The sequence below is a fragment of the Chryseobacterium flavum genome (genome assembly GCF_003385595.1).
Taxonomy (GTDB): domain Bacteria; phylum Bacteroidota; class Bacteroidia; order Flavobacteriales; family Weeksellaceae; genus Chryseobacterium; species Chryseobacterium flavum.
In genome coordinates this window covers 267039-280057 of sequence record NZ_QNUE01000005.1, presented here as the reverse complement: position 1 = coordinate 280057, position 13019 = coordinate 267039, and the positions used below count along the sequence as shown (strand labels likewise).

Sequence of the window (13019 nt, the reverse complement as noted above, 5' to 3'; positions counted from 1 at the left end):
TAAATAAAAAAATACTATAAAAAATTAAAGTTTTCTAAAACTGCAAAAAATAAAGTTCTGGGTAGTATTGAAAGGAGTTATATGGTCCTCAGTGATACACTTTATTTTTTCAAAGCTTGTTTTAAATTTTTCAGCTAAAGAATTTTCATCATATTGCTGAATCTCCAACCCGCTGCATTTCAACGGTCCGTTTGTAGAAAAAGTACCGAGAACTATACAATTATTGACATATTTTCCGGCAATCTTCAGGTAGTCTGAAACCTGTTCAGGAGTAGTAAGGAAGTGAAAAGCAGCCCTGTCATGCCATATATCATAGCTTTCGGGAGGTTCAAATGCGGTAACATCCGTAACGATCCATTTTACTTTACCGGCTTTAGCTCCCAGTCTTTGTTTAGCTCTTTCCAATGCCCTTTCAGAAATATCAAGGACGGTGATATTTTCGTAACCCTCTTCAAGAAGGTAATCTACAAGATTACTGTCACCTCCGCCCACATCAATTATAGATGCATTTTTTTTCATTCCGAAGGAATTGATAAAATCAAGTGATGTTTGAGGCTTTTTCTGTGTCCAGCTTACCTGGTCCGGGTTTTTTGTCTCATATACATTTTCCCAGTGGTCCTTGTTGTCAGAAGATATCATCATTTTTTTAATTGATTATTGATCTTTTCAAATTTATTAATTAATTCGTCAAGTTTATCTTGCTGTTTCTTTATTGTTCGCGGTCTCAGATAAGACCAGTTGAAAGCAATCCATACAAATGTTAATGCATAGGCTATAATACCTGAGCCAAGGGACATTTTCAAAATATATTCGTACATATACAAACATATTCCAAGAAACAGCATGACAAAATATAAGTTGAGTATGGTGGTCTGCATCAATTTCTGCTTATTTTTTACCACATATAAACTTTGCAGATATTCACTGTTTGATTGGGTCTGATCAATCTTGTAAAATACCATAAACATTTTGTTATACGCAAGCAGAAAAATAATCATTCCCAAAACTACGAGTACAATTCCAATTTTTGTAGTGATCATTTCAGGTTGGTAAAGGTACCAGATGAAAAAAATCAATAAGGAAGTTGCAATTAAACAAATATTAGCAAAGATCAGTTTGCACAGATTTTGATTTCTGAATTTTTTCAGCTTACGGAGAAGCTCTTCCAGATCAGGATTGCCGGAAGTCTGCTGCTTCCATATATTTTTAAAATCTATATTAGAATCCATTTTCTTTAAACTTTTGCGTTAATTTTTCTTTTATCCTGTAAATCTTTACCCGTATATTGGATTCTGAAAGCCCTACGATATGGGCTATCTCAGCCTGTTTCACCTCTTCCAGTTCCAATGAAATAATAATTCTGTCCGTTTCAGGTAGCTCCGAAATAAACTGGTAGAGCAGTTGGATCTGAGGTTCCATAGATTCCTGCTTTTTTTCTTCCAGATTGATGGGCAGATCTGTTTTGGTAAATTTCTTTTCCTTTTCAATCTGTCGGAGGCAGTTATTAGAAGCAATTCTGAAAATCCATGTTCCTATGCTGGATTCATTCCTGAATTTCGAAAGCTGCTGCCAGACAATGATAAATGTTTCCTGAGCAAGATCCTGAGCGAGTTCAGGGTCATTCACATATCCCATACATAAACGGAATATCCTTTGCCAGTAGAGTTCGTATATCTCTTCAAAAACCATTATTTCGCAGATAAAAAGTGAGTAAGCTGATTAAAATACCAATCCTTATCATCGTACATGATGAAATGTAATCCTTTTGAAGCGTACTGCATATTGATATTTTTTAAATTCTTGTATTGGCTTTCAATCGCTGGCTTAAGGTTAATAAAAAAAGATTCCAGAAGAATGAGAGAAGGACATTGTATGTTTTTTATTTTCTCTCTGAGATCCGTATTGTAAAAATCACAGTACATTTTGGCAAATGTTTTTCGGTCTGATTTCATACTCCAGTTAACTACAGTTTCCTGCATGGAAGTATCTGCAAGAAGGCGTGGAATGGCCAGGGCCTGCATTTTTCGGAACTGTTCGTCATTCATAGCTGTCAATTGAGTAATGGTGGACGAACAGTCATTATTTTCTTTCGATGTAAAGCTGGGATCAGACATTGCTGCCAGACAGGGAAGTGCATCTATAATGATAATTTTATCTGCAAGTTCCGGATAATCTGCTGCTATCGCAAGGGTAAGGCCACCTCCCATACTGTGTCCGATAAGGATGGGCTTTTCAATTTTATGGTCTTTGATATAAGCTGCAATTCCATTTTCCCAGTCTTTAAAACTGGCATCTGCCTGTGGTTTTGTTCCTGCAAATCCAGCCATTGTTAAAGTATAGCAGGCGAAGTCTTTTTCAAATTTTGCAGTTGTTTCGTTCCAAACATCTCCCGATGAGGCAAATCCCGGAATGAAAAATAATGCCTGTTTTCCTTTTCCTGTTTTCTTTACTTCAAACGGATAAGCTGTTTGTTGGCCGAATATATTGCATACTGCTAAAAAAAATAATATGATGATAAGAAGGAATGTACTTTTTTTCATGATTTCTAAAGTTTTAAAGTTTATTTGTCTTTTAGAGACGAACCTTTAAAAAATGTTACACAAGATTTAATTTTTTTGAAAAAGAATATTTCTCTTCCTTCTAAACCCTTTGGTTCAGGGCAAAATCATATGAGATTTATTTAGCAGTTTTGTTAAATGGTACAGCAAGAATGAATTTATAATTATCATGGAATGATTGATCTAATATTTTACCATAGAATCTGTTGATGTCAAAATAAAATCCGGGAACTTTGTATTGGCACTTTTCAAACGTCTGATAATTCCTCCTTTCAGATTTGTGATTGTTTCCATTTGATCTGTTTAAAAGGCGCCATGATATATTTGACTACTACTTCTGCTTTCTGCCTTTGTGAGTTAAAAATACGAAATATGTATTAATTGAATAATATCGATAGGTTGTTGTGATAAAAAATAATAAAATATTGTCAAACTGTTACTTTGTATCAATAAATTTACTAACTTTATTCAGAATTTGAAATATTACCCTGCCATTTGAAGGGGGTGAATAGAATTTTTAACTAAAAAACTAAAATATTAATGAGCAGTAGTATCCAGGACGAATTTAAAGTCTTTAAAGATGAATTGAAAAAGTTGAATATTGAAGTACAGAAAGTGGTTAAGGTAGGAAATGGGAGTATGGATTTTCATGAAGTTTTCTACAAATCACCCAGATATGAAGAGGTGAAGAGTATATATGTCCAGCGGCATAATCTGGATAGTATGATTGAGAAATTCAAGCAAGCTTACCATTGAAATATAACCGGCACCAGATATGGCGCCGGTTTCTTCAAATATGAATGTTGAGGTCTTCGTCCTGGGTCCTCATGTATGAAAAGATTAAACTACAGGTGTTAAAATCTATATCCCAGGGAGAGACCGCTTCTGAAACCTGCCCAGGGTCCGTCTACCTTTATTTTGGCTCCGCTGGCATTGGTCTCTACAGTATATTTTACAAATGGAAGGTCCAGGTCTTCAATTTCTTTCTTAAGCTGTGCCTGCATATCAGGAGTGAGAACAAAATCTGAGGTCATACTGAAGTCACCTTTCCCTCCTCCATAATGAGCTCCTGCAATCCATAGATCAAGAATTAAGTTCTGGTTTCTTGTCAGAAAGAACTGTACACCAACCATAAGCCCGCCGCTGTTTCCTTTGGCTTTACCTCCTCCTTTAAGCGGGATCTGATAGGTATTCCCATCCGGTCCGTTGTAATCATAATAAAAGTCGAAAGTATTGGAAGACAGGTCGGAATACCGGTAATAGGGAGCAATATAAAATCCTTTTCCATAGCCCTTTCCAAGATAAAACCTGGGCTCTACGGTGAAATGGGTTGCTTTTACTCTCAGATTCTGAAATCTTTTTTCATCCTCCTCTTTCAGAAAAGCATTAATGAAAGGTACTTTTCCTTCAGGCATTGTTCCAAACCCGATATTTACTGAAAACCATTGGTTGATCACTCTCTCATAAGAAAGATTAATATTTCTGAAGGCATATGCAGTAACATTGGTTTTCACAATATTCATCTTTTCTTGCGGTGAGTCCGTATTTTCCTGTGCCTCAGTTACTGAACACAATAAACAGGAAATAATTATAAAAGACTTTTTCATGATCAAATATTTTGTGGTGTAAAATAATATCAGCAAAAAGCGGGCAGAATTTAACATAATATTTCAATTTTCATAAAAATGTCTGCCGGATTAATCTATTATGTAATGAATCATGACACGGGGCTGTCTTATGAGTATTATTTTACGCTCATGAAAAAAGCAATATATACTGCGTTTATTCTTTCCGGAACTTTTATGTTTTCACAGGAAAAATCACCTGATACGGTAGAGGGATCCGCTACGAAAGAAATTCAGGAAGTTATTTTAAAATCGCAACGTAAAAAGCAATTTGCAGATAAAGCTGTCTATACTTTTGACAGAGAAGCGCTTGAAAAAGCACGGTATGCAAAAGACCTGCTTCAGACACTTCCTGAGTTACAGCTGGATCCTGTTGCTAATACTATTACCAGTACAAAAGGCGGGGCTACTTTATTTCTGATTAATGGAATTGAAGCAACAGACCTTCAGATCCGAAGTGTGATGCCGGGTGATGTTGTAAAAGTAGAATACTACGATATTCCACCGGCACGATGGGCTACAAGGGCCGATACGGTTGTTAATATTCTGACGAGGTCTGCGGAAACGGGATATGTTTTCGGTGCTGACCTATCTGCAGCCTTCAACACGGGATTTGTTAATGGATCTGCTTATGCTAATTATACCAAAGGGAAAAATAATTTGGGATTTGAGTATTCCATTAATCTACGGGATTATGATGACCGGAGGGTGAGTAGTATCTATGATTACCGGCTGAATGGGAAACAGTACCGTTCAGATGAAAACAGAACTGATCATTTCGGGTATACCTTCCAGAGTATTGCATTGCGTTATACGAGGATGGTTCCTGAGGATTATGCTTTTCAGGTAAAGTTGAATATGGATGTTTTTAGTAGATTTTCAAAAGGTACCGGTCAGAGCGTTTTTACGATGGACAGCTTCAGTGAGCAGCATTCAATGTTCAAAAATAACGGTTCGGATTATGTAATTCCTAAGCTGGATCTGTATTATTCAAAGGAAATAGGGGATAAGGATGAACTGAGTCTTAATCTGGTAGGATCTCATTATACAACCAATACATCTGAAACGGCAAAGGAATGGATTATGGGTTCAGGGCTTTCTGTGTATGATAATGATATGGTTCTTAAGGCAAAACAGACCAGTATTGTAGGAGAGCTTGCGCATACTCACGATTTTGTGGCAGGTAAACTTTCTTCGGGATACCGCTTTTCAGTAACTTCGATTTCCAATGATCTTAATAATCTTGCCGGATATTCCCGATATAGTGTTAATTATCTTGAGCAGTATATTTATTCTGAGTTTTCCGGAAAAATTGAAAAATTCACTTATCGCGTCGGGGCAGGATTGACGAATATTCATAACAAGAGTGCTACAAATACTTTTGATGAGTGGAGCTTTACTCCGAAAGTTGTTTTAGGGTATCAGCTGAAAAATAATCAGAATTTCCGTTTTACAGGAAGTTACAGTCCGGTAAGTCCTTCAAGTAATGTGCTGAGCAGTAATGTGGTGCAGCTGGCCCCGAATATTGTACAACGGGGAAATCCTTTTTTAAAATCACAACAGGTTTTTTCAAATAACCTGACCTATTCCTTTAGTAATAAATATTTTGATTTTAATGCTGCTTTATTTTACCGCTATACGGATAGGGTTATCAATCAGTACTATGTTCAGGATGAGGTATCGGGAGGATATGCGTTAACTTATGAGAACGGGAAATATGGGCAGAGATACGGGATGCAGCTGACAGGGTCTTATAAACCTTTTGGAAGCAATCTTCTTGTTTTAAAAGCGGTGATTACCCCTACTTCGGAAACGATCCGGACAGGGAGAGATATGGTGATTAAAAATAATTATCTTGGAAATTATTTTGTGCTGTCTTCAGAATATAAATCTTTTTCTGTTCAGTATCAGTTTAATATTCCGGTTTATAGTCTAAGCGGTGCTTTTCTCAATACCAACGAAAACCAGAATAATATTTTTATAAGTTATAAGCATAGGAACTGGACTTTTTCTACCGGAATGTACTGGATAGGAATGCCTTCGGAATATAAGACGAAAAGTCTTCCTGAGAGTCTGGTTGATTACCGGGTTCATACACAGATCATGAATAATAAATCAATGTTTGTTTTAGGGTTGAGCTATGATTTCTCAAAGGGTAAAAAAACTGAGCTTCAAAGAAAACTGAATAATGAAACAGCTCCGGCTGCTACTTTCTGATATTTCTGTCAATAAAAAACAGCCGCCGATACCGGGCGGCTGCTAAGTGCGTTAAACAGATTTATTTTAGTTGCTGATAATCATTTTACGGTAAGTATAAATATCTTCAATGGTTACGACACTCATCCCTTTCCTGATGGCAAAATCCACAATTTCGGGAAGTCTTGCCATGGAGCCGTCTTCATTGGTCAGCTCACAAAGTACGGCATCGTCACCCAGATTAGCCATTTTTACAAGATCTACACTGCCTTCTGTATGTCCCCGTCTTTCAAAAACACCTCCCTTTCTCGCGATTAAAGGAAAAACATGTCCCGGGCTGGCAATATGCTCTGCCAGGGCATTCTCAGCTACAGCCGTTCTGATTGTTGTTACGCGGTCTTTTGCAGAAACTCCTGATTCTACACCTTCTTTCGCCTCGATAGAAATGGTAAATGCGGTTTGATTTTTTGAATTGTTGTGTTCCACCATTGGACGAAGATTAAGCTGGCGGCTTTTTTCTTCAGATATGCATAAGCAGACGATACCGCTGCATTCGCGGATCAGAAGTGCCATATCCTGTTCTGTAATAGTGGAGGCGGGAAAGATGATATCGCCCTCGTTCTCACGGTTTTCATCATCTACCAAAAGAATGCCTTTTCCCTGTTGTAAAGTTGAAAGTGCTTTTTCTACACGTTCTCTGGAGGTTGCTCCGAATTGTTCTAGTAATTTTTCCATGTTATTTTACTGTTAAAGTTAAAATAGTCTTCGGTACATGGAAATGAAATACGATACAATAAGAGTCCGCAAAGAATCTTACTGATCATCTCATTTTCTTCTCCCATCCAGACTTTAACTGTCGGTTCCGGAATTTCACCAGATCAGTCCTTTCAAAAGAAAGGAGTCGCGGACTATAACCGCCGGTAGGGAATTTCACCCTGCCCCGAAGAAAACTTATATTAAGTTTTGTATGTTCTAATTAAATTTTTTTATTTCATTGGATCATATTTAACGCACAGACTGCTAATTTCGGGAAGTTTTTTGAATTGGGAAAGAAATTTTAGATTATCATATTTTAAACGTAGGTATCCGTAATAGATTAATATTCAGAAGTCATTTCCTTAATATCTTTTCCATTGATTTTCCTTTTGCAAGTTCATCAATTAATTTATCCAGATACCGGATATTTCTCATGAGTTCATCTTCTATTTCTTCAATACGATAGCCACAAATAACTCCTTTTATCATAGATGCATTAGGGTTGATCTGAGGAGCCTGCTTAAAGAATGTTTCGAAATCTGTTTTGTTATTCAAAATTTCCTGCAGGTCTTTTTCGTCATATCCCGTCAGCCAGAATATAATTTTATCAATCTCCTCTTTAGTCCGGCCCTTTTTTTCTGCCTTTTGAATATAATGTGGGTAAACTCCTGCAAAGGACATTTTAAAAACCCGTGTGTTCTGCATAATCGTAAAATTAAATTAATTTCTATAGAAAACTAATTTACAAAAAGTAATGAAATGATACTTTTTGGGAAATAGCACATGTAATTAACATGCGAATCCTACCATTTCCAAACCTGAGGTTCATCTTTCCAGATCAGAAGCCTGAACTCTTCATAATGTTTTGCATTACCTATGGTGTGGGTGTCTCTTAATCCTTTTTCAAGATGTAATTTGTGCAGTATGCCTGAATGAGCAGCTACCCAAAGTATGGTTTCATCATCTGAAACAGTCATTCCGGAAATTGTGGATCCTAAAAAGTGTCTCCAGAGACGGGTTCCTTTTTTATCAAATGCCTTGATGTAGCCATATGCGTCACCAAGGATATAGTAATCTTTTATTGCTACTCCTGCATATACTCTCATTTCTTCATCAATAAAAGTAAAATCATCACTTTCTGTATAAGCTTCAATATCTACTCCTGCATATTGACCGGAATGAATACCGATCGTAATTCCATTATAAAAATGGCAGGAATTGGTAATCAGCTGGCTGTCATCTTTTGAGAACAGGCAGAAATGAGGGTATGATGATTGAGGTCCGATAGTTCCTATAGTATTTCCTTCCTGATCCAGAATTCTGTGATCATATCCCTGATCCCCAACAACAATATAGGAGTTGTCGTTAGACAATGCTGCATTTTCCATATCGATCTGGGAAGTCCAGTCTTCATCATTATCTTCGTTGACAGGATGTATTAGTTTATTCTCATTTTCAGAAATCAGGAAAATACCTCCTGATGAAATGATAAGTACTTTACTCCCGTCATTAAATGGTGTAATTTCTGTAAGTCCGAAATCAGTGCTAATGAATTTAAACTCATTGATCAGTTTTCCTTCCCAGCCTTTATATACCGAAATTTTATGATCAGTAGCTATTGCAAAAACATTTCCCTGTCTGGATTTCCCTATAGCACTAATGTTTTCATCAAGTTTACTGACTTTATCGCCATCAAGCAGATAAGCCTGTCTTTTTTCATATGAAGTCCCGGTTAAAAAGACGATCTTCTGACCTTCTATAAAATGAAGGTGTTCGATGCTTTGTGATTTTTCTTTCAGTAAAGGAATAACCGGAGTGTGAGCGGGGGGGAAGAGTTTCCTGAAATTATTTATATCATTGTTCAGGTTTGCCGTTTTGAGCATTTCAAAAACTTCTTCCCCCAGGTTTTCCCTGCTATCTTCAGGTTCTTTACCCTTCCAGTTTTCCCATCCGTTTTTTTCACCCAATTCAACCATTTCATTGATTTCTCTTGCATATTGTTCCCCTTTTGAGAACCATTCTTTTTGTATTGTAGTGTTATACATTAGCCTCTGTTTTTATTTGTAATTTTATAAGTGTATTCATAACGAACTTACAAAAAAATCTGTTAAGCCGGGAACTTCAGAAATAATTCTGCGTTAGAATAGGAGCAGGATTATCCGGTTTGTTTTTTATCATTTGACCTTAGATTCACAATAATAATTGCATACGGAGTACCGGAAAGGTCTTTTATTTCACATTTGAAGTAGATGAGATTTTTTAGGAATTTTTGTTGGAAAACTTCAACCAGGAATTCTGTTCCGGTGGGCATTGCCTTGGAAGCGTAACCTTCCAGGCTGTCAATTTCATAAATGTTCTGGTTTCCTAAGAAATTGAAGATTTCTCTCAGTACACAATTGGCAACGAAAACAAAAGGAACAATCGGATAATTTTCAAAATGGCCTTTGCATTGGCTCAGGCTAAAAGGCATGATGGATATGGTAAACTGATGGGGGTCTCCGGTCTTGTTTATTTTAGCTTCGGGAAGTTTCTCATCATAACTTTCTACAGGAGTGTCATTGAAATAATCTTTGTAAAAAAGCCTGAATGAATCTTGGTTGATGATATAGTAATCCAACTCAAAAGAATACAGGGTTTCTCCCGATTGTTTATCTTTTGCATTAAGGCAGGATTTCCCTTTTCTTTTAGATTCCAGATAGCTTGCGCCGGTAATGGAGATGGCATCCGGAATGGGTCTGTAAGATAATTTTCTGATCCTTAACTTTTCTCCAAGGAAATAGATTTTTTCTTTAGAGGAATCATTTAACAGTTTGTATAAGCTGCAGCTTCCCAATGAAGCCAGTGTTTTTAGCAGATAAGTAAAGTTTTCATTGCTAAAATCATGTCCGTATATTTCAGTTTCAATAGTGTGATCATTGAAAATGCTGTTTTCTGGAATATTGATGTAAGGATCTGTTTCCCCGATATAGGGAATGATGTTTTTTTGAATGTCGGTTGTTGTCATTGAATGAGGGGATTAAATTGTTTTCATTTGTTTTATTGGGAGCTTTCTGCTGTAATGGCTAATCATTTCAACAGAATCTGAGCGTTTTTCTAGGTGTCAGGGTAGGGAATATATAGTACAAAGGTTACTATAAGTTTGTATTTTCTTTGTTTTTAAAGGGGATAAAATAGTTTTCATATTTCTTTTCATGGTGATTTGTTTTGTTTTTTAAAATTACATAAAAAATATTTATAAACGATTATGGTTAATAAATTGTGGTATCTTTTTATTGTTTAGGAAGTATTGTAGATTGTAACAGAGAGGGAATGGGTAAAGCTTGTAAAAAAGTTATCCACATAAAATTATTCACATTTATATTTACATGTGGAAAATTTTGTGTGGATATTTATTTTATGTAAAGTATTGTGTTATATATATTTATATTTGTGAATAATACGCTATGGAAAAGTTATCCACAATTGTAAAATAAAAGTAGAGCTGATGTGGAAAAGTTATCCACATTTTTTGTTTAATGTAACATGATTTATTTAAATGATAATAATAAATACAATATCTTATTTTTCTGATAAAAGCTTTTCCAGGATTATTTTTCCATCTGCATTATCAGGATTTAATTGAAGTGATTTCTTATAATTTTCAATAGCTGATTTTTTATCCCCTTTTTTCATATAAGCTTCTCCAAGGCTGTCATAAGCATTCCATGAATCCGGATGGTTTTTTACATTTTGTTGAAATAGGTCGAGTGCAATATTAATGTTTCCTGCGCGAAGTTGCTTATATGCACGATTATTGACAAAGTCTTCTGTTGGAAGCAATGTATATCCGAATTCTTTTGAAAGGCGATCAAAACGTTGTTGAATTTCTTTTGGAGTCATTAATACTGTACTGTAATTATCAAAAAACCAGTTCTTGTAAATAAATTTTAAACCATCAAAAATGCTTTTATAGGTTACTGAAAAATGATTTTCTTCTTTATAATATTTAAAATCCCATTCAAAAGTTGCTGGAGAAAATAGTTTAAGCTGCTCTGTTATCAGATTGACTTTTTGAGTATCTTCATCTCCTAGCGTAACAAACATTTTTCCTTTTAGATTTTTCTTTTGCAACATTTTATTAAAATCAGTCATTACAACGATATTTTCGTCGTGAATGGCAGGACTTATCAGGATTGTAGCCTGGAATAAATCCGGAAGTGTGTTTTTAGCATACAAAGCAAATTCTCCTGCCAGCGAGTGCCCCATCAGAATTCTGTAAGGCTGAGTTTTAAAACGTGAATTTATTTCAGGTATCACTTCCTTATCAAGAAATTTCAAAAATCTTCCAGCACCATCAACAACTGATATGCTGGAAGAGTCTTCTTTTCCGTCTGCTATATTATGACGTATATTTAAATCTTTGCCTCTGTTGATATTGACTATGGCTACAACGATCATTTTGGGAATTCTGTTCCGGTCATAATCTGAGAGGTAATCAGTCATTTGAGAAACATACTTAAAATGGGCATCACCATCTAGCAGATATAGAACAGGATAAGTTTGTGAAGAGGAGTATCCCTCCGGTAAATGAACCCATATGCTTCTCGGTTGATTAAGGATTGTTGATTCGATCAGAAAGGCAGTATCTTGAGTAGCTGGAATTTTTTCAAGCTGGGAAAAAGCTGAAAGGAAGCAAAGAGAAAAAAATAAAATATAAGTTTTTCTCCAAATAAGAAGATCAGTCGCTGAAATCATATAGGTTGTATAGTTTTTTTATGATGTGCTTGCTAGGTTATCTTTCTATTTATCATCTTTATAAATGTTCCAGAAGTTAAAATCAGTCATAGGAGCATCTGTTATTCCGATATTTCTTCCCATTGTTACAATTTGTCCTCTATGATACGTTCCATGAAGAATGGCATGTTGAATATATTCGTATTTTGAAAAGTCACACTGAAACCACGGGGATTCTACTTTTACATTTTTTGAAAGATCTTCTTCAGATAAGCTTTCCACATAATCCACCAGCTTTTGTGAATTGTTTTTTATGGCATTAAAAATATCTTCTTTGCTGGTGGTCTCTGTAGTTTTTGTAAAATCAAAATCATTATTTTCAGAAATATGGCTCCACCAGTATTCCTGGGTCTGCCAGATGTGATGTAAAGTTTTTAAGATCGTTGGAAAACTTGAAATAGTTTCCTGATTAAGCTGCTCGTCAGACTTTGTGGATAGCCAGTCAATGTATTTGTTGACTACCCAATTGTTATACTGTGCACTTTTGCTGACTAATGTTTTTAAACTCATGGTATATTGATATTTAGTTGGTTCAGGAATAAGCTATAATCCGAAATGCCGGTCTTTGCCTGTATTTTCAGGATTAATGAGGGCTTTGTTACTATAAGTTGAAGCCTCAAAATCGCTGATGTTAACGGAGAGAAAAGAAATATCTGCCAGCAATTCAGAAAGCCGGGTGCAAATCTTTCTGGAAAGGTCAGTCTTTTGTTCTGTAGTCCGTCCTTCCATAATATATCCGAAGATATGCAGGAAATTTTTCTTGCCGGTACCTAACCGGTAATACTGATAGGGCTGAAGTCTTACTTTAATATCATTGGGAGCAAACAGACCTGTTGCATCAGCCACTTCATAAACGGCATCCATTAATTCATCAGGTGTTCTCTGCAGAAGAACATCCTGTGAACAATCTATAATGAAATGAGGCATAGATTATATTTTGTGGTTTGATATTGTGTAAGATAAAAATAATAAAAATATCAACTGATATTCAAAATAAAAAACCGTTCTGTTTCTAAAACGGTTTGAAAATTCATATTTTTTACTACAAATATCAGTTTTATGGATTCGATTTCTTAATTTGAAAGGATAGTTATAAAGAGTCAGTGCCAAT

At 35.7% G+C, this 13019-nt stretch carries 14 protein-coding genes and 1 riboswitch; of the genes, 2 read left to right on the top strand and 12 right to left on the bottom strand.

Annotated elements, in window-relative coordinates; translation table 11 throughout:
* Positions 1–24: 24 nt before the first annotated feature.
* From DRF59_RS08370 to DRF59_RS08355, 4 genes are read right to left on the bottom strand one after another with little or no spacing between them, the layout of a single operon-like run.
* Positions 25–639, bottom strand: coding sequence for a class I SAM-dependent methyltransferase (locus DRF59_RS08370; protein WP_115958771.1), 615 nt, complete (start codon positions 637–639; stop codon positions 25–27).
* The gene (locus tag DRF59_RS08365) at positions 639–1229 is read right to left on the bottom strand and encodes a hypothetical protein (RefSeq protein WP_115958655.1); all 591 of its coding nucleotides are present in this window, start codon (positions 1227–1229) and stop codon (positions 639–641) included. The genes DRF59_RS08370 and DRF59_RS08365 overlap by 1 nt, the downstream gene beginning before the upstream one ends.
* Positions 1219–1689, bottom strand: coding sequence for an RNA polymerase sigma factor (locus DRF59_RS08360; protein WP_115958653.1), 471 nt, complete (start codon positions 1687–1689; stop codon positions 1219–1221). The genes DRF59_RS08365 and DRF59_RS08360 overlap by 11 nt, the downstream gene beginning before the upstream one ends.
* Positions 1689–2540: an alpha/beta fold hydrolase gene (locus DRF59_RS08355; RefSeq protein ID WP_115958651.1), complete on the bottom strand. Its 852-nt coding sequence runs from the start codon at positions 2538–2540 to the stop codon at positions 1689–1691. Before DRF59_RS08355 ends, DRF59_RS08360 begins: the two co-directional genes overlap by 1 nt.
* Positions 2541–3098: 558 nt before the next feature.
* Here DRF59_RS08355 and DRF59_RS08350 point away from each other — a divergent pair.
* Positions 3099–3314 carry a hypothetical protein gene (locus tag DRF59_RS08350; protein WP_115958649.1) on the top strand — a complete coding sequence of 72 codons (216 nt, stop codon included), beginning with the start codon at positions 3099–3101 and terminating at the stop codon, positions 3312–3314.
* Between the two features lie 98 nt (positions 3315–3412).
* Here the strand turns inward: DRF59_RS08350 and DRF59_RS08345 are convergent, their stop codons facing one another.
* Positions 3413–4165: a DUF3575 domain-containing protein gene (locus tag DRF59_RS08345; protein WP_241505505.1), complete on the bottom strand. Its 753-nt coding sequence runs from the start codon at positions 4163–4165 to the stop codon at positions 3413–3415.
* A gap of 150 nt (positions 4166–4315) precedes the next feature.
* Between DRF59_RS08345 and DRF59_RS08340 the strand changes: the two genes are divergently transcribed.
* The gene (locus tag DRF59_RS08340) at positions 4316–6400 is read left to right on the top strand and encodes a TonB-dependent receptor plug domain-containing protein (protein WP_115958769.1); all 2085 of its coding nucleotides are present in this window, start codon (positions 4316–4318) and stop codon (positions 6398–6400) included.
* Positions 6401–6466: 66 nt separating this feature from the next.
* Here the strand turns inward: DRF59_RS08340 and ribB are convergent, their stop codons facing one another.
* The 7 genes from ribB to DRF59_RS08305 form a co-directional block, all read right to left on the bottom strand.
* Positions 6467–7114 (bottom strand): 3,4-dihydroxy-2-butanone-4-phosphate synthase, encoded by a 648-nt coding sequence (gene ribB, locus DRF59_RS08335; RefSeq protein WP_115958645.1) that lies wholly within the window; start codon positions 7112–7114, stop codon positions 6467–6469.
* 91 nt (positions 7115–7205) lie between these two features.
* Positions 7206–7331: riboswitch (FMN riboswitch) on the bottom strand.
* 158 nt (positions 7332–7489) lie between these two features.
* The gene (locus DRF59_RS08330) at positions 7490–7840 is read right to left on the bottom strand and encodes a DUF2200 domain-containing protein (RefSeq protein WP_115958643.1); all 351 of its coding nucleotides are present in this window, start codon (positions 7838–7840) and stop codon (positions 7490–7492) included.
* A 98-nt stretch (positions 7841–7938) separates the two neighbouring features.
* The gene (locus tag DRF59_RS08325) at positions 7939–9180 is read right to left on the bottom strand and encodes a hypothetical protein (protein ID WP_115958641.1); all 1242 of its coding nucleotides are present in this window, start codon (positions 9178–9180) and stop codon (positions 7939–7941) included.
* Positions 9181–9290: 110 nt separating this feature from the next.
* The gene (locus tag DRF59_RS08320) at positions 9291–10139 is read right to left on the bottom strand and encodes a hypothetical protein (RefSeq protein ID WP_115958640.1); all 849 of its coding nucleotides are present in this window, start codon (positions 10137–10139) and stop codon (positions 9291–9293) included.
* Positions 10140–10693: 554 nt separating this feature from the next.
* Positions 10694–11869 (bottom strand): alpha/beta hydrolase-fold protein, encoded by a 1176-nt coding sequence (locus DRF59_RS08315; RefSeq protein ID WP_115958638.1) that lies wholly within the window; start codon positions 11867–11869, stop codon positions 10694–10696.
* A gap of 45 nt (positions 11870–11914) precedes the next feature.
* Positions 11915–12418 carry a DinB family protein gene (locus DRF59_RS08310; protein ID WP_115958636.1) on the bottom strand — a complete coding sequence of 168 codons (504 nt, stop codon included), beginning with the start codon at positions 12416–12418 and terminating at the stop codon, positions 11915–11917.
* A 33-nt stretch (positions 12419–12451) separates the two neighbouring features.
* On the bottom strand, positions 12452–12835 hold the full coding sequence (locus DRF59_RS08305; protein ID WP_115958634.1) for a 5-carboxymethyl-2-hydroxymuconate Delta-isomerase: 384 nt from the start codon (positions 12833–12835) through the stop codon (positions 12452–12454).
* Positions 12836–13019: the final 184 nt, after the last annotated feature.